Origin of the sequence: Aeromonas sp. S16(2024), from assembly GCF_041403065.1 — a bacterium.
Taxonomy (GTDB): domain Bacteria; phylum Pseudomonadota; class Gammaproteobacteria; order Enterobacterales; family Aeromonadaceae; genus Aeromonas.
Genome location: NZ_JBGLQX010000002.1, coordinates 215,952 through 233,032 on the forward strand (window position 1 = coordinate 215,952; position 17,081 = coordinate 233,032).

The 17,081-nt window shown below is 63.6% G+C and carries 16 protein-coding genes and 1 tRNA gene; 6 read left to right on the top strand and 11 right to left on the bottom strand.

The window, feature by feature from the left end; all coding sequences use genetic code 11:
- Nucleotides 1-10: 10 nt before the first annotated feature.
- From secF to hinT, 9 genes are all read right to left on the bottom strand, one after another.
- A complete protein-coding gene (secF, locus tag ACB030_RS02765) occupies nt 11-925 on the bottom strand; it encodes a protein translocase subunit SecF (RefSeq protein WP_371157838.1) in 915 nt (304 codons plus the stop codon).
- Between the two features lie 103 nt (nt 926-1,028).
- A complete protein-coding gene (secD, locus tag ACB030_RS02770) occupies nt 1,029-2,831 on the bottom strand; it encodes a protein translocase subunit SecD (protein WP_371157840.1) in 1,803 nt (600 codons plus the stop codon).
- 147 nt (nt 2,832-2,978) lie between these two features.
- Nucleotides 2,979-3,476 (bottom strand): hypothetical protein, encoded by a 498-nt coding sequence (locus ACB030_RS02775; protein WP_371157842.1) that lies wholly within the window; start codon nt 3,474-3,476, stop codon nt 2,979-2,981.
- 68 nt (nt 3,477-3,544) lie between these two features.
- The gene (locus ACB030_RS02780) at nt 3,545-4,405 is read right to left on the bottom strand and encodes a DUF6279 family lipoprotein (protein WP_371157844.1); all 861 of its coding nucleotides are present in this window, start codon (nt 4,403-4,405) and stop codon (nt 3,545-3,547) included.
- Nucleotides 4,406-4,456: 51 nt separating this feature from the next.
- Nucleotides 4,457-5,320: a phosphotransferase gene (locus ACB030_RS02785; RefSeq protein ID WP_371157846.1), complete on the bottom strand. Its 864-nt coding sequence runs from the start codon at nt 5,318-5,320 to the stop codon at nt 4,457-4,459.
- Nucleotides 5,310-5,906: a penicillin-binding protein activator LpoB gene (gene lpoB, locus ACB030_RS02790; protein WP_319912968.1), complete on the bottom strand. Its 597-nt coding sequence runs from the start codon at nt 5,904-5,906 to the stop codon at nt 5,310-5,312. The genes ACB030_RS02785 and lpoB overlap by 11 nt, the downstream gene beginning before the upstream one ends.
- Nucleotides 5,906-6,304, bottom strand: coding sequence for a YcfL family protein (locus ACB030_RS02795; protein WP_139436040.1), 399 nt, complete (start codon nt 6,302-6,304; stop codon nt 5,906-5,908). Before ACB030_RS02795 ends, lpoB begins: the two co-directional genes overlap by 1 nt.
- Before the next feature lie 66 nt (nt 6,305-6,370).
- Nucleotides 6,371-7,804, bottom strand: coding sequence for a COG3014 family protein (locus tag ACB030_RS02800; protein ID WP_371157849.1), 1,434 nt, complete (start codon nt 7,802-7,804; stop codon nt 6,371-6,373).
- Nucleotides 7,804-8,154, bottom strand: a complete 351-nt coding sequence (hinT, locus tag ACB030_RS02805; RefSeq protein WP_025326574.1) for a purine nucleoside phosphoramidase — start codon at nt 8,152-8,154, stop codon at nt 7,804-7,806. The genes ACB030_RS02800 and hinT overlap by 1 nt, the downstream gene beginning before the upstream one ends.
- A gap of 258 nt (nt 8,155-8,412) precedes the next feature.
- Here hinT and ACB030_RS02810 point away from each other — a divergent pair, with 258 nt between their 5' ends.
- On the top strand, nt 8,413-10,425 hold the full coding sequence (locus ACB030_RS02810; RefSeq protein WP_371157851.1) for a methyl-accepting chemotaxis protein: 2,013 nt from the start codon (nt 8,413-8,415) through the stop codon (nt 10,423-10,425).
- Between the two features lie 79 nt (nt 10,426-10,504).
- Here the strand turns inward: ACB030_RS02810 and ACB030_RS02815 are convergent, their stop codons facing one another.
- Nucleotides 10,505-11,380, bottom strand: coding sequence for a 6-carboxytetrahydropterin synthase (locus ACB030_RS02815; protein WP_371157853.1), 876 nt, complete (start codon nt 11,378-11,380; stop codon nt 10,505-10,507).
- A 79-nt stretch (nt 11,381-11,459) separates the two neighbouring features.
- On the opposite strand from ACB030_RS02815, the gene ACB030_RS02820 reads away from it, so the two are divergent.
- The 4 genes from ACB030_RS02820 (at nt 11,460) to ACB030_RS02835 (ending at nt 15,157) form a co-directional block, all read left to right on the top strand.
- Nucleotides 11,460-12,803 (top strand): dihydroorotase, encoded by a 1,344-nt coding sequence (locus tag ACB030_RS02820; protein ID WP_371157855.1) that lies wholly within the window; start codon nt 11,460-11,462, stop codon nt 12,801-12,803.
- 211 nt (nt 12,804-13,014) lie between these two features.
- Nucleotides 13,015-13,091: transfer RNA gene (locus ACB030_RS02825), tRNA-Pro, on the top strand.
- 133 nt (nt 13,092-13,224) lie between these two features.
- Nucleotides 13,225-13,695 (top strand): hypothetical protein, encoded by a 471-nt coding sequence (locus ACB030_RS02830; protein WP_371157857.1) that lies wholly within the window; start codon nt 13,225-13,227, stop codon nt 13,693-13,695.
- A 202-nt stretch (nt 13,696-13,897) separates the two neighbouring features.
- Nucleotides 13,898-15,157 (top strand): dicarboxylate/amino acid:cation symporter, encoded by a 1,260-nt coding sequence (locus tag ACB030_RS02835; protein ID WP_371157859.1) that lies wholly within the window; start codon nt 13,898-13,900, stop codon nt 15,155-15,157.
- A gap of 56 nt (nt 15,158-15,213) precedes the next feature.
- Here the strand turns inward: ACB030_RS02835 and ACB030_RS02840 are convergent, their stop codons facing one another.
- Nucleotides 15,214-15,660 (bottom strand): isoprenylcysteine carboxylmethyltransferase family protein, encoded by a 447-nt coding sequence (locus tag ACB030_RS02840; RefSeq protein ID WP_371157861.1) that lies wholly within the window; start codon nt 15,658-15,660, stop codon nt 15,214-15,216.
- 175 nt (nt 15,661-15,835) lie between these two features.
- On the opposite strand from ACB030_RS02840, the gene alr reads away from it, so the two are divergent.
- Nucleotides 15,836-17,062: an alanine racemase gene (gene alr / locus ACB030_RS02845; protein WP_371157863.1), complete on the top strand. Its 1,227-nt coding sequence runs from the start codon at nt 15,836-15,838 to the stop codon at nt 17,060-17,062.
- The last annotated feature ends 19 nt before the right edge of the window (nt 17,063-17,081 follow it).

Below are 17,081 nucleotides of genomic sequence, written 5' to 3' on the forward strand. Positions count from 1 at the left end.
GGCAAAGGCATCAGGCCGCCTCGGCCAGATCCTCCTCTTTCTTCTGGTAAGCCTGGGGGGAGAGCCCCAGCAGCTCCTGCACGGTCGAGGCGACCGTGATGGAGGAGATGGTGCCCACCAGGATGCCGGCGAACAGGGTGAAGGAGAAGCCGAACAGGGCGTCCCCACCGAACAGCAGCAGGGCCCCCACCGTGAACAATGTGGTGCCCGAAGTGATCATGGTGCGGCTGAAGGTGGCCTTGATGGCCACATCGGAACAGTCGTGGATCCCCATCTGGGTGCGCGAACCGAGCAGGTCACGCAGCCGGTCCGAGATGACGATGCTGTCGTTGAGGGAGTAGCCGATCACCGCCATCAGACCGGCGATGACGTTGAGGTCGAACTCGATATTGAACAGCGCCAGCAGCCCCAGGGCCACCAGACCGTCGTGCAGCACAGAGACCAGGATGCCGATGGCCTGGCGCCACTCGAAGCGCACCGCTAGATAGGCGGAGATGGCCAAGGAGGCCACCAGCACCGCCAGCATCCCCTGCTGGAACAGCTCGGCGCCCACCTGGGGGCCCACTATGGTGGTGCGCAGCAGCTCCACCGGCAGGGCGAGTTGCTGCCCCAGCATGGTCGCCAGATCTTCCGCCGCCCAGGGCAGCTCGTGGGGAGGCAGCTTGATGAGCCACTCGCCGGGCACGCCGGCGCCGTGCAGCTCCACCGCCCCGGCCAGGGGGGCGCTCAGCAGGGCGTTGAGTTCGTGGGCCTCCTTCAGGGTCTGGATGCGAAACTCCAGCAGTATGCCGCCGGTGAAGTCGAGCCCAAGGGAGAGCCCGTTGATGGCGAGCACGGCGATGCTCGCCAACGTCAGCAGCACCGAGGCCCACATCCCGATGTAACGCCAGCGGGTCAGGCCCATGGCAATGATCATTCTCAGCATTCTTCTTCCCTCGACAGCAGATGGCTTGGGCTTCCCAACCGGAAGCAAGTGGCGCGGAGCAGGCTCGAACGCGCGGTGCAATGACACAGGTGGTCAGTCATGGTCATACCCTCAGCAGCTTGGCGCGGCTGTTGCCCCACAGGGGGTTGATGATGGCGCGGGTGCCCCAGATGCCGGTCACCATGCTGGAGATGAGCCCCAGGATCAGGGTGATGGAGAAGCCCTGCAGCGGCCCTGAGCCGATGGCATAGAGCACCACGGCGCAGATGAGCGTCGTGATGTTGGCATCGAAGATGGTGCGAAACGCCGAGCGATAGCCAAAGTCGATGGCGTTGGCCAAGGAGCCCCCCTCCCGCAGCCTGTCCTTGATCCGCTCGAAGATGAGCACATGGGTGTCCACCGCCATGCCCACCGTCAGCACCAGGCCGGCGATCCCGGGCAGGGTCAGCACGGCGCCGGGCAGCACCGCCAGCATCCCCACCTGCATCAGCAGGTTGCCGATGAGCGCCGTGATGGCAACCCAGCCGAACTTGCGATACCAGGCCATCATGAACAGCATCATGCCCGCCATGCCGAACGCCAGGGCGGTGAAGCCCGCCTCTATGTTCTGCAGACCCAAGGTCGGGCCGATTGAGCGCTCTTCCAGGATCTTCAGCGGCGCCGTGAGGGCGCCAGCCCGCAGCAGCATGGCCAGCTCCTGGGCCTCCGGCAGGCTGCCAATCCCTGTGATGCGGAACTGGTTGCCAAGGGCGGTCTGGATGGTGGCGACGTTGATCACCTCGCTTCTGGCCCGAAGCTTGCCCTCGGCGTTGGTCTTGTACTCGGTGAAGACGGTGGCCATGGGCTTGCCCACGTGCTGGCGGCTGAACTGGTTCATCTTGCTGCCACCCAGGGTGTCGAGCACTATGTTGACCTGGGGCTGACCCATCTCCCCCATGTTGGCGCGGGCATCGACGATGTGCTCGCCGCTCAGCACCGGCTTGCGGGCCAGACCGACCGCCTGGCCGTTGCGATCCGCCATGAAGAAGCGGCTGTCGGCCTTGGCCTCGTAGAAGGCCAGGGATGCGGTGGCGCCTATCACCTCTTTCGCCTGCTTGGGGTTGTGCACCCCCGGCAGCTCGATGCGGATGCCGTCCTGACCCTGACGCTGGACCGAGGCCTCGACGATGCCGAGCTCGTTGATCCGTTTCTTGAGGATCGACAGGTTCTGGGTCACGGCGTTGTTCACCAGCAGGGTGCGCTCTGCATCGCTCAGCACCAGCTTGAGCTCATTGCCGGAGCGGGAGAGCTTCCACTGATCCTGACGGGTGCCGGCGCTCTCCTTGATGATAGTGAGCCAGCCCTCCTGCCCGTCGACGTCCGGCAGGGTGACGGCCAGGGCCCCCTGGGCGGTGCGCATCACGCTGGCGCCGCGCAGGTTGGCCTCACGGAAGCGGGTGCGCAGGGTATCCACCAGGTTCTTGGTCTGGTTGTCGATGACAAAGTCCACATCGACCCCGATCAGCAGCTGGGAGCCGCCGCGCAAGTCCAGCCCGAGCTTGATGGGATCGGCGCCGAGCCGGCTTATCCAGGTCGGGGCATTGGAGTGAAACTCCAGGGTGAGGGCGGCGCTGTCCACCCCCTGCTGCTCCAGCAACTGCTTGGCCCGCTGCTGCTCGGCCTGGGTGGCGAACACCAGCTCGATCCGCTCCTTCTGCTCGATCTGCAGCTGGGGCGCAATCTGGTGCTCCTGCAGCAGGCGCTGCTGCGCCTCGCTCAGACGGGTCTGGCCATGGAGGCCCAGGGAGGGTTGCTCACCGAAGAAGGTGGGCAGGGAATAGAACGCGAAGGTGAGCAGCATCAGCAGCAGCAGGGCGTACTGCCACAGGCTCATGCGGTTCAAGACGGTATGACTCTTTTTTCTCATGAAATCGGCCTCTGTCAGGCGAGCGCAAGGGGCGACGCCGGGTCGCACCGTGCAAAAAAATGAAACAAGACAGCCTAGCCGTTCACTAAAAGTGAACAGCAACAGAGAGAAGATGAGGCAACAGCAGGCAGACTGACCCCATCGGGGTCAGGCGAGGAAACTCTGGGAGAAGCGGTATTGCAGGTGCCGGCGCTGCAGGCGGCGCCGGTGGATGCTGGCGAAGTGATCGCGAAAGCTCGTCCTCGGGTAGAAGAGGGCGGCGTAGAGCAGCAGGCCGCACAGCAGCAGCAGTATGGCCTGCTGGGCCCAGCTCATGACCAGCTCGTAGACCACGCTGCCGGGCTGATGATCCCGGCTCAGGGAGTGCTCGAGGCGCAGCAGGTGGCTCTGGTGGGAGCCGATGAACTTGACGACACCGTCGTCGCTGTCGCTGGCGCCGTGGTTCATCCGGGCGCCGTCGGCGGGATCCGCGGCCTCCCCCATCAGCTGGGCGGCGTGCTGGGAAGCGGGTACCTTGAGCCCCTCCACCGAAACGGTAGAGAGCAGCAGAGTGAGCGCGATGAGCAGGGTCATCGCCGCCAGTTTCACTTTGTCCAGCAGGCTCAAAAAGTTAATTCCCGAATAATAGAAAGGGCAAACTACCATAGCCCCCCCACAAGGACAAGGGCGGCAGGCCATGACGCCTGCCGCCCTTGCGGCGCGGATCCTGTCAATCAGCGGCTGCGGGTCATGGTTTCGAAGTCCTCGGCATAGTCCTTGAGCAGGGTGTAGAGGTGGGCGCGCTGGGAGAGATCCATCGACTGGCTGAGGGCGCTGAGCCACTGTATGGTGCGCTGGCGTGACTGGTCGGTGTAACCGGTGAAGCGACCATCCATCAGGCCATCCCCCTGTTGCAGCAGTCGGGTCAGCTCCTTGCCAAAGTCCGGGTCCTGGCGCTGCTTCATCAGCCGCTCCAGCTCCTTGGTCCAGGCCTCCTGAAACTCGAGCCAGGGGGGCATCATCTCGTATTGCCACTCGGCCCACTGGGCAATGAGCGGCTCCTGGGCCGGCTTCACCTTGCCAATCCAGAACACCAGTCGCTCGCTCATCTTCTCCCTGAACTCCTTGAGCATCTGCGCCTTGGGTTCGGTGGTGAAATCATGCTGGCGCTCCTGCTGGCGTTTCACTCTATCGGTCATGAAGCGCGCCACCTGGGCATCGGTCAGGGTGCTGGCGAGGCGCACTGTGCGGGGAATGGCGTTCTCCAGGGTGCGGGTCAGGCTGGCCTGGGTGCGGTCCAGGTGCAGGGTGACCTGGGCCGGGGTCATGGGGCTGGCCACCGCCTTGGCCAGGGCATCGAGATCCCGGGCATAGATGGGCAGCTCGTGCTGGCGATGCCAGGCCATCAGCCCCTTCACCTCCCTGTCCAGCAGGGTCTTCTGGCTGCGGTCCAGGGAGAAGTAGTCGTCCAGTTGCCAGACGATGGCCGAGTCGAGCCAGTAGTAGATCACCCGGGTCGCGCAGCCGGTCATCAGCAGGCAGAGCAGCAGCAGGCTCCAGCTGCGGGGTTGACGCCATGAGAATCTGGTCACCATGCATGCCTCCAAGTCGTAGAAAATAAGCGTCGCGCTGGCCTCTGGCCTATCTCATTCCAGGCGCTGGCGGTTCATGTCGATGAGGGCCTGATAGTCGGGCCCGGGTTGCTGCTCCGCCATCAGCAGCGCCCACAGCAGGCCGATGTAATCGACCCAGGGCAGGAAGGCATCCGCCTGGAATCCCTTGCCATTGAGCAGCTTATGAGCGCCTCCCCTGCCTTCAAGATAGCAGCTCTCCAACTGGCACCGCAGCTCTTCGCTCCAGCCATGGGTGCGCTGTATGCTGGCCAGCTCGAAGCCGGGATGACCGGCGGCGCCATACTCCCAGTCGATGACCCAGGGCCTGTGGCCCAACAAGTTAGCCGGATTGAGATCATGATGGCAAGGGAGCCAGCAGTCGTCCGGCTCGCGGCTCGCGAGCAGGGCCCGCTCCAGCGCTGGCAACCAGGGGGGAATGTGGGCCAGGCGCTGCCGATAGCCGGCGCTGTGGGCCCGCACCGCCATCACCACGGCGGGCAGTGCCAGTCGGTGCAGTCGCCTCAGCACCTCGGCCAGCAAGGGGGCTTGGGCTGCCAGGGGCGGCGGGGCGACGGCCCAGTTAGGCTCGTCGCACCAGTCCAGCAGCATCAGGCCGGTGGCGGGATCGCCGTGATGACAGGGCAAGGCCAGCCCCTGCCCCACGGCCCCCTGATAGAGCTGCCACTCGGTGGCCCTGTCGATACCGAGCCGGACCGGATCCGGGTGGCCGCGCCGCAGGAAGCCGCTCTGCCCCGAGGGCAGATGCAGCCGGTAGTTGCCGTTGGTCAGGCCGCTCGCCAGTGGCTCAAGGCGTCCCTGGTGCCAGGGGGCAGGCAGGTTGGCGAGCAGGGTCAGCTCCGCCAGATCCCCCTGCTGCCGGGTCGCCTCACCAGCCAAAGGTGGAGGTCTTCGCCTGCTTGCGGATCTCTTTCTGATCGGCCCACAGCAGCTCGCCATTCTCCAGATCCATCAGGTTCATGGTCATCTGGTAGTAGACGTCCTTCACCTTGCCATTGTCCTTGACGATGCTGGCGAGGTTGCCATAGACCATGTAGCGGGCGCCGGTCTGCTTGCCAAGGCGCACCATGGAGGCGGGATCCACCATGCCGCTGCTCTGCTGGTACTCGAGCTGCTGCTTGACCGCGCTCACCTTGCTCATGTCCACGAAGCGGAACTTGCCGGCGCGCAGCAGCTTGGTGCGGATGGTGTCTGTGATGGCCTCGGTGTCGATGTGCTCCGAGGTCTTGTTGCGGATGGAGTCCATGAACATCACGGGACGGCCCCCTGCGGTGATCTCGCCTGTGACCGGTGAGGCCAGCATGGAGTCCGCCATCTTGTCGGCGATGGCCTGCAAGTCGGAGGAGCCGTAATCCACTGTCACCGTCTCTGTCTCGGTCGCGTCGCCATAGCTGACGGTGGTGCTGGAGCAGCCCCCCAGCAGCAGGGCAGAAGTCAGGATCAGCAGGGCATGGTTCATTCTCATCAGTTCGATTCCTCAATCACTTCGCGTACGTAAATCCGGTAGCCCCGGGCGGCCGGGCTCGGCGCCAGGGCGGACAGGGTGCGGGTCTGGTAGCCGTGCAGCTTGATGGGGGTCCAGCCGCGGCCATCGCTGGCCACCTCCTGCCCGGCGTCATCATACCAATAGAACAGGTATTGCAGCTTGTTGTCGCCGCGCTGGGTGCTGGCGGCGGCCACGTTGACCTGCAGCAGGCCGTTTTGCTGGCGGCGGCTGAGCTCGGTCAGGGTGACATTGACGTTCTGGTGCTGCTCTGCCACCGCCGCCGCCCCGGGCGCGCCATAGAGCGCCACCCCAGAGGTGTTGGTGGCGCAACCCGCCAGCAGCAGTACCAGCCCGAGGGCCAAGCCATGTGCTTTCATCTTGCTCTCCTTGCCGGCGGCCGATGGGCCGAGCCGGTCAGTGTGTGATCTTGCCCAAACGGGCACTCATAGGGGCATCACTCGGGTGCTCAATCCGGCGCCGAGACGCTGCACCCAGACGAGCGTGGTGCGGCCGGCGTGCACTGTGAGAGGCAGGGTGCGCATGGCGCTGCCCGCCCCCAGCCGGAGTTGCACCTCCCCGGCCGGGACCATTCCCTGCCAGCTCGATGCCTCGGCGGGCAGGGTCAGCCAGCTGCGGGTATCGGCCCGCTCCGAGAGGGTGTTGAAGATCCCCACCAGTATGTTGCCCACATCCCCCCCCTCCTTGGCGGCGGAGCGTCTGAGCTGCTCCTTGGCCACCAGCCGCAGCGCCTGACGGGTCAGCATGCCGGGCAGCCGCTCCTGCAGATCCTTGGCCGCCAGCGCCTCGAGTCGCACCAGCGAGCTGGTCCGCCCGGCCTGTTTGCCCGCCGACACCGTCAGCGGGCCGGTATCGCTGGCCCTGTTGTCGTAATAGGGTACCGCCACGGTGAAGGTACGAAAATCGCCGCTGGAGGTGGAAATCGGCAGGGGCAGGAAGATCTCCCGCCGCGCCGGGATCAGGCCATCTTCAAACAGCACCACCAGCTGGCCCTGATCCCTGGTCAGCGGCGGCGCCTTGCGGCCCACCCTTTTCTCTGTCTCCCTGAGCTCGTCCGCCGCGCCACGCAGCCGGGCCAGGCGCAGCAAGGCATCCTGCAGGCTCTGGTTGTCCGGCGCTATCTGATAGCCGCGCTGATAGTCCACCCAGGCGTCGTTGAGATCCCCGGCCGCCTCGTAGAGCACGCCGGAGAAATAGAAGGTATAGGCGTTCTGGAAACCGTTTTTCACCTGACCTATCAGGCGATCGAGCTCGGGCGCCCCGCGCGACATCAGCTGGCGCATCTCCCCTTCTGCTGCGGTATCAGCCTCGGCCTCTTCGCTCTCTTCCTTGGCCTTGCGCACCTCGTCGGCCCGCGCCTTGAGCGCCCTCTCCTGCACCTGGTTGGCGCGGCGCACCTCCACCAGGGCCCCTTCGGCATCCCCGCGCTGCAGGTAGTTCAGCGCCAGATAGTGGTGCAGCATGGTGCGCTCGTAGTCCGGCGCCCGGTAGGCCATGGTCTGATCGTTGGTGAGCAGGCTGCCCGCCTGATCGAGGCCGTGACTCAGGCGGTACTGGGCCTGACTGTCTTCCCAGGCGAGCCGGCTGTCGGCGGCGGCAAAGCCCTGCTTGCTGACCCCGTCCTGACCCGCCAGCCAGGCGATGCGCCCTCTCTCCAGCTGATCCAGCACATAGGTGTCGTCCCCCGGGGTCGATTCCCGCACCTTCGGCAGGGCCTCGGCGGCATGACCCAGCAGCAGCTGGTTGCGCAGGGGCACCATCTGATCGGAATAGGAGACGAAGAGATCTTGCCAGCGGGAGGCGCAGCCTCCCAGCAGCAGACCGGCCAACAGCAGGCCGGTCAATGAGGCGGGACGCATCACAGGCTGAGCAGGGGTCCCAGCGGCTGGCCACCCACCAGGTGCAGGTGGATGTGGTAGACCTCCTGCCCGCCGTGGCGGTTGCAGTTCATGATGAGGCGATAGCCGTCCTCGGCGATCCCGGCATCCGCCGCCAGCTTGCGGGCCACGGTGAACATGCGGCCGAGCGCCAGCTCGTGATCCGCTTCCACGTCGTTGACCGTGGGGATCAGCACGTTGGGCACGATCAGAATGTGGGTCTTGGCCTTGGGCTGGATGTCGCGAAAGGCGGTCACCAGATCGTCTTGATAAAGGATGTCGGCGGGGATCTCCTTGCGGATGATTTTGCTGAAAATGGTTTCTTGCGCCATGGGTAACTCCTTTATATGAAAAAGAAAATTCAATGCAAAACTCAAGCGACTCCCAAAAATGTCGCCACAGCCCGCCAAGTGTGACACAAGCCGACATTTGACACAGCCGTTGTCCCAATCACTTCAGTTATTGTGAAGAATACCGATAGTGAGGATGACGTCCCGAGTACCCCAGCGGCATTCCCCGTGAGGGCATGCAGGGTACCAAAGGGACGGGGTACTCAGGCAAGGGACTTTTGCATAGACAGCGGGACAATAATGAAACAAACAATGTCAGACCTCTCGATCTTACAGAGAGTCTATCTGGGCTTTGCCATTCTGGTCGCCGTCATGGTCGCCAGCGCGGTACTGACCTTTCGCGGCCAGAGCGAACTCAGCGATGCCCTGGACCAGGTAACACAAGAGTCCATGCCGCTGGTGATCGCCAGCAGCCAGACCCAGATCAGCCTGCTCAGCGCCAACAAGTGGCTCACCGACGTGCTGACCGAGCAGGATCCCAAGCAACTGCCGGCGGAAGTGGCCGAGCTGCAGCAGGCCAAGGGCCAGGTCGACAAGATGCTGACGACCCTCAGGCAGCAGGTGGCGGCACACCCCGAATTGCAGGGGGAGATGACAGCCCTCGGCAAGCTGGTGGCTGACTACCTGCAGCTGACCCAGACCCTGCCCACCGAGCACGAGGCCCTGCTCACCCGGCTGCACAAGGTCAACCAGGCCAAGGGCCAGTTCCAGGTCAGCCTGCCCCAGTTCAAGAAGAACCTCGGCGACATGATGGTCACCGTCGACGACAGCTTCATCAAGATGCTCTCCGAGACCCTGACCACCAAGCTCTCCGCCATCGAGCTCTCCACCATGGATGCCCTCAACCAGAGCATCCCCGGCCCCATCGAAGCGGCGCTCAAGCGCAACAAGATGCAGATCGAGGGCTTCAACAGCACCATCAAGGATCTCCAGGGGGAGCTCAAGGATTTCGACAACAACATGGGCCACTACGTCCATGGCTTCGTGCGCGACACCACCGCCAATGAGGGGGTGCTCGCCCAGTACCTGGCGCTGATGAAGCAGCAGCAGAGCATGCGCGAGCAGAGCAAGCAGGCGAGCCAGCTCATCGTCAGCATCCAGAACAAGCTGGAGGGGATCACCGCCCAGAGCCAGCAGCTGATGAACGCCAGCATCAGGGCCTCCGATCGGGTGCAGACCCAGAGCACCCTGACCCAGGGGATCAGCATTGTCATCGCCATCTTCGTCGCCATACTGGTGGCCTTTACCCTCGGCAAGGCCATACGCCGCCCCCTCAAGGAGCTGCTGCGGGTGCTCACCCAGGTGACCCAGGGTGACATGACCCAGCGGGTCGGCTTCAAGAGCCAGAACGAGTTCGGCCAGCTCGGCAGCCAGATCAACCTGCTGATCCAGCAGATGGGAGACGTGCTCAAGCAGCTCTCCCAGGCCTCGACCCAGCTCAACAGCGCCGCCCACGACAACCGCCACACCACCGAATCGGTGCGCGCGGATCTGGAGAAACAGCGTCAGGAGACCGCCTCGGTCGCCGCCGCCATGACCCAGATGGAGGCCTCGGTGCGGGAGGTGGCCCAGGCCGCCAACCAGACCCTGGAGCGGGTGCAGGACGTGGAGAAAGCCTCCGAGATGGGCCGCAAGGTGATGGCAGGCAACATCACCACCACCCATCAACTGGCGGGCAAGCTGCAGCAGACCGGCAAGGTGATCGGCGATGTAAGCGCCATGAGCGGCCAGATTGGCAACATCCTCGACGTCATCCGCGGCATCGCCGAGCAGACCAACCTGCTGGCCCTCAACGCCGCCATCGAGGCGGCCCGGGCCGGCGAGCAGGGCCGTGGCTTTGCGGTGGTGGCGGACGAGGTGCGCAACCTGGCCGGTCGCACCGCCCAGTCCACCAGCGAGATCCAGACCATGATAGAGAACCTGCAGCAGGGGGTCGCCCGGGCGGTCAACGTGATGCAGGAGTGCTCCCGCGAGATGGACAGCTGCGTGGATCAGAGCTCCCAGGCGAACAACGCCATGGAGGAGGTGCAGGGCATAGTGGTGCTCATCAGCGACATGTCTAGCCAGATAGCCTCCGCCGCCGAGCAGCAGCAGGCCACCAGCGCCGACATCGCCACCAACCTCAACCGCATCTCCGACATCTCGGATCTCAACTATCAGGGCATAGAGCGGGTCGCCGAGACCAGCCAGCAGCTCGACAGCCTGGCCGAGCAGCAGGAGGGGCTGGTGCAGCGCTTCCGGCTTAGCGCCTGAGCCCCCTTAGCCACGGCAGTTAAACGGCGAGGCCCCGCAGATGCGGGGCCTCGTTTTTATTGCGGCTTGCGCCTGGGGATCAGGCGTAGGCGATGGCGCCCTTGCCGACCCCTTCATAGGCGACAATCTTGACGAGCTTGTCTCCCACCTGCTTTTTCACTTCACGGGCAATGTAGTGGGCCAGCAGCTCTATGGTGGTGTCGGTGTCGATCATCTCCACCTCGGCGGCCGGCATGGCGAGCTGGAACAGCCCCTGGGGCGCCAGGTACTTGAAGCCGAGGTGATGCTCCCCCAGGTGGGCCTTGGCCAGCTCGCTCAAGTCCAGTTCGGAGAGGGCCACCTTGTCCTCCAGGGTACCGAGGTAGATGTCGGCCCAGCGCTCGGCCCAGTTCAGCTCCAGCTCCTCGTTGCGCGCCCCGTCCACCTCTATCTCGACCGGAGAGCGATGGCCGTGGGCGATGCGCTGGCAGTTGCCGTCGTGCTTCTTCAGACCATGGCTGTAGTGGTAGAAGGCGCCCTCGATCTTCTCCTGACGCAGGGTCAGGGAGAGATCCTTGATGTTGCCAGGCAGGCGCTTGGCCAGCACCGCCAGCAGATAGCGGGTCACCGACTCCTTGTCCACCTGGGGGGCGGGAATGAAGGCAAACCCCTGGGCCGGGCAGCGCAGGTGGATGGAGCGACCCGGGCGCAGCAGATCCACGGTGCACTCGTCGTTGTCCAGAGCGTGGACATGGACCAGGGGGCTCTCGGTCGGCACCAGCAGCTTGTGATCCACCTCTTCATCGATGATCGACTTGACGAGCTTCTTCACCCGGCCAAAGTCCAGCAGCATGCTCATCTCGTTGAGCTCGCCGCTCATCTCGATGTCCACCAGCCAGCTCTCCCCTACCATGCCGCGACGCTCGCACAGATAGCTGGAATCGATCACAGTCAAATCTCTAACAAATAACTTCATCACTCAGGCCTTGCTACAGAGAAAGTGCAGTTTGCGATATTATGACCCCGGATTATCGGCAAAGGAACTGGAACCCCCCATGAACAAATTGCTTATCAAGAATGCCACCCTGGTCAACGAAGGCCGCATCTATGCTTCCGACGTCTTGATCGAAGGTGAGCGCATCGCCCGCATCGCCCCGGACATCAGCGCCCCCGATGCCGTGGTGATCGATGCCGCAGGCCGTCACCTCATCCCCGGAATGATCGATGATCAGGTCCATTTCCGGGAGCCTGGCCTGACCCACAAGGGGACCATCGCCAGTGAATCCCGGGCCGCCGTCGCCGGTGGCACCACCAGTTTCATGGAAATGCCCAACGTCAATCCCCAGACCACCACCATCGATGCCCTCGAAGCCAAATACCAGATAGCCGCCAACTCCGCCGCCGCCAACTACAGCTTCTACCTGGGTGCCACCAACGACAACCTGGAAGAGATCAAGAAGCTGGATCCCAAGCAGTCCTGCGGCATCAAGATCTTCATGGGGGCCTCCACCGGCAACATGCTGGTGGACAACCAGGAGACACTGGCGGCCATCTTCCGCGAGAGCCCGGTGATGATAGTCACCCACTGCGAGGACACCCCCTCCATCAAGGTGTTGGAAGACGAGGCCCGCGCCAAGTGGGGCGAAGATGTGCCGATGCGCGAGCACGGCCGCATCCGCAGCGCCGATGCCTGCTACAAATCCTCCAGCATGGCGGTGGGGCTGGCGAAAAAATACGGCGCCAAGCTGCACGTGCTGCACCTGACCACGGCCAAGGAGCTCTCCTTGTTCACCGCCACCCCGGATCTGAAGGATCTCAAGGACAAGAACATCACCGCCGAGGTGTGCGTCCATCATCTGTTCTTCAACGAGGCGGACTACGACACCCTGGGCAGCCAGATCAAGTGCAACCCGGCGGTGAAGAGCGCCGCCGACCAGCACGCCCTGCTGGATGCGGTACGCAACGACGTGCTCGACATCATCGCCACCGACCACGCCCCCCACACCTGGGAAGAGAAGCAGAACAGCTACTTCAAGGCGCCGTCCGGCGTGCCCCTGGTGCAGCACTCCCTGCAGGCGCTGCTGGAGCTCTACCACAACGGCGTCTTCTCGCTGGAAACCATCGTCAAGAAGACCTCCCACGCGGTGGCCGAGCGCTTCCAGGTGCAGGATCGCGGCTACATCCGCGAGGGCTACTTCGCGGATCTGGTGCTGCTGGATCTCGGCAAGCCCTATGTGGTCAACGACAGCAACCTGCTCTACCTGTGCGGCTGGTCCCCCTTCAACGGCTACCGCTTCCAGAGCACCATCGACATGACTCTGGTGAACGGCCAGATTGCCTGGCAGAACGGTCAAGTCACCGATCAGGTGCTGGGCAAGCGGCTGACCTTCAACCGCTAAGCCAGTCATCGCTGATACCAGACGGCCGCCCATCGGGCGGCCGTTTTTGATGCAAGAGGGCGGCAAGGTGCTGACAAAATGCGCGACTGGTCGCACTTTGATCCGAAGTTGCTCGCAAAGCAGGCAAACGATCTCGGCGCGGGATTTCCCCTGTTGACAGGGTCGGGGCATCTCCATAAACTCCCTCCCCGTCAGCCGAGCTGACTTAAGTCGGTGTGTAGCGCAGCCAGGTAGCGCATCTGCATGGGGTGTAGAGGGTCGGAGGTTCGAATCCTCTCACACCGACCAAATTCCCCGAGAAAGGCCTTGTCAAACGACAAGGCCTTTTCTTTTTGCCTCCCCGCGGCGGCGCCCAGGCCAGCGATTGTCTCGTGGGCGCCGTTGTGCTGTAGTGATCCCCTCTTTGCCAAGGGCCTGCACCATGTCACCAAGCTCCCCCCTCTTGTTCGCCCTCGCCCTGTGCGGCTCGCTGCTGCTCGGTGGCTGCGCCACCCCCTATGACAGCGAGAAGTCCTTCTGGAACGGCCAGACAGGCTTCTCCCAGACCCGGCTCGGGGAGACCCGCTGGCAGCTGGAGTTTGTGGGCAACGATCTGGTGGACAGGGAGACGGCCCGCAAGTACGTGCTCAAGCGAGCGGGAGAGATGGCGCTGGCGCAGGGGTACGCCTGGGTGCAGGTGCAGTCGCTGACCCTGTCGCGGGATGCAATCAGAGTCATCCCGACCCGCCCCCAGTTCGGCTTCGATGAGTACGAACCCGACACCTTCATGGACGAGACGCAGGTAGAACACCGCACCTCGGCACTGCTGATCTTCTCCCTGGAGAGAGCCCCATTGGACGACCAGAGCCTGGAAGCCATTTATCTGGTAAAAATGAAAATAAACAGCGATTAATATAATTAATTCACAACATACACATCACATACAACTAATCACAACATAAAGTTCTGCTATAAGTCGCTGGATTTCCCCTCCGTGATTAGGCATGCTGCCAGCATACCGGCTGTCAGGATTCCATGGCCCGGATCACAAAAACGGACTGAGGTGGCACCCTGCCCACCTGCACAGGCACTGCACATATCGAGACTGTCCCCCCATGAAAATGAACAAATTGACCGTTGCCATCCTCATTGCGATGTTGCTTGGCATTTTTACCGGGCAAGGCTATCGCCTGTTTGCCCCGGCCCAGGCCGCCACCTTTGCCAGTGAAATCACCCTGCTGACCGACATCTTCCTGCGCCTCATCAAGATGATCATCGCCCCTCTGGTGTTCACTACCCTGGTGGTCGGCATCGCCAAGATGGGCGACACCCGCACCGTGGGCCGCATCGGCGCCAAGACCCTGGGCTGGTTCATGCTGGCCTCCCTGATGTCACTGACCCTGGGGCTGGTGATGGTCCACCTGATGCAGCCCGGGGTCGGCCTCTCCCTCTCCCTGCCCGATGACGGCGCCAGCTCAGGGGTGGCCGCCACCGCCATCTCCCTCAAGGACTTCGTGACCCACGCCATCCCGAAAAGCGTGGTCGAGGCCATGGCCACCAACGAGATCCTGCAGATCGTGGTGTTCTCCCTCTTCTTCGGGCTGGCCGCCGCCGCCCTGGGGGATGCCGCCAAGCCTGTGGTCAAGCTGATGGCCAGCGGCGCCGAGATCATGTTGAAAGTGACCGGCTACGTGATGAACTTCGCCCCCTTCGCGGTCTTTGGTGCCATCGCCGCCATGGTCGCCAAGGAGGGGCTCGGGATCCTCGCCACCTATGGCACCTTCATGGCCCAGTTCTACCTGGCCCTGGCCTGCCTCTGGCTGCTGCTCATCGCCATGGGCAGCCTCTTCATCCGCCGTCGCATCCTGACCCTGCTGGCCATGATCCGCGAGCCCATACTGCTCGCCTTCTCCACCGCCAGCTCCGAAGCCGCCTATCCCAAGACCCTGGACAGGCTGGAGAAGTTCGGCTGTGACAGGCGCATCGCCAGCTTCGTGCTGCCCATGGGCTACTCCTTCAACCTGGACGGCTCCATGATGTACTGCACCTTCGCGGTGATGTTCATCGCCCAGGCCTACGGCATAGAGCTCTCCATGGCCCAGCAGATCACCATGCTGCTGCTGCTGATGGTCACCTCCAAGGGGATGGCCGGGGTGCCGCGCGCCTCCCTGGTGGTGATCGCCGCCACCCTGAACCAGTTCCACATTCCGGAGGCCGGCATACTGCTGCTGCTCGGCATCGATCACTTCCTCGACATGGGTCGCTCCGCCACCAACGTGCTGGGCAACGCCATCGCCGCCAGCGTGGTGGCCAAGACGGAAGACAGCCTGGGAGAGACCGCGCCCCAGGGCGAGGCCGACCTCGCCAGGGTCTAAGGTTCTCCGTTACTCGACAAGAGGCCCGCAACTGCGGGCCTCTTGTCGTTTGGCGCTCAGCACCAGCGCCTCACCCGCCGGCAATACTGCACATAGGGGATGCCGAAGCGGGCGCGCAGGGCGCGCTCCTCCGGCAGGATCTGGAAGCGGGTGAGCCAGCCCAGCAACAGCAGCGGCCCGAGCCAGACCCAGGGGCCCCCGAGATAGCAGGCCAGCGCCAGCAACCAACAGAGCAGCCCCAGGTACATGGGGTTGCGGCTGATGCGATAGACCCCCCGGGTCACCAGCACCCGGCTCTGCTGCAAGCGAACAGGGTGAACGCTGGTACGCTCCCGGCGAAAGTGCAGCAGCGCCCCGCCCCCCAGCAGGGCCCCCATCAGCAAAAGCGCCATGGCCAGCACCAGCAGACCCCCGGCTCCCCTCTCCTCCCCCCGACCCAGCCACATGGCGAAGGCGAGCACCACAAACAGCAACAACGGCGGAACACGCAGCTCAAAACGCATATTTTCTTCCTGCAACAAGTGCCACGAATGACGCCATTGCGATACACTCGCAGCGTCGGTATTGGGTAAAAAGTGAAACATATCATTAGCATAGCAACATGCTGACCCAGCCATGCCGCGGCTCGCGTCTGACGCGGGCCCATCCTCAACGACACAATAAAAAAGGAACCATCCCATGCACAAGAAAACCCTGCTCGCGACCCTGATCTTCGGGTTGCTCGCCGGCCAGGCCGTCGCCGCCCCCTACCTGCCGCTCGCCAGCGACACCCGCAACGGTCAGGAGCAGACCGCCGCCAACGCCTGGCTGGAGGTGGATTTGACCGCCTTCGAGCACAACATCCAGACCCTCAAGGATCGTCTCGGCGACAAGGGCCCGCAGATCTGCGCCATCATGAAGGCCGACGCCTACGGTCACGGCATCGATCTGCTGGTCCCCTCCGTGGTCAAGGCGGGCATCCCCTGCATCGGCATCGCCAGCAATGAAGAGGCCCGGGTGGCCCGCGAGAAGGGCTTCGAAGGCCGCCTGATGCGGGTTCGTGCCGCCACCCCGGCCGAAGTGGAGCAGGCCCTGCCCTACAAGCTGGAAGAGCTGGTGGGCAGCCTGGAGAGCGCCAAGGGGATCGCCGACATCGCCCAGCGCCACCATACCACCATCCCGGTGCACATAGGTCTGAACTCCGCCGGCATGAGCCGCAACGGCATCGACCTGCGCCAGGCGGACGCCAAGGAAGATGCCCTGGCCATGGTCAAGCTCGAGGGGATCACTCCGGTCGGCATCATGACCCACTTCCCGGTGGAAGAGAAAGAGGACGTCAAGCTGGGGCTGGCCCAGTTCAAGCTGGACTATCAGTGGCTGATCGACGCGGGCAAGCTGGATCGCAGCAAGCTCACCATTCACGCCGCCAACTCCTTCGCCACCCTGGAAGTGCCGGAAGCCTACTTTGACATGGTACGCCCGGGCGGCATCATCTACGGTGACACCATCCCCTCCTACACCGAATACAAGAAGGTGATGGCGTTCAAGACCCAGGTCGCCTCGGTAAACCACTACCCGGCGGGCAACACAGTCGGCTATGACCGCACCTTCACCCTCAAGCGTGACTCCCTGCTCGCCAACCTGCCGCTGGGTTACTCCGACGGCTACCGCCGGGCGCTCAGCAACAAGGCCTATGTGCTGATCCAGGGCCAGAAGGTGCCAGTGGTGGGCAAGACCTCCATGAACACCATCATGGTGGACGTGACCGATCTCAAAGGGGTGAAACCCGGTGACGAGGTGGTGCTGTTCGGCCGTCAGGGTGAGGCCGAGGTGAAGCAGGCGGATCTGGAGGAGTACAACGGCGCCCTGCTGGCGGACATGTACACCATCTGGGGCTACACCAACCCCAAGAAGATCAAGCGCTAAGCACGCACTGATATGAAAA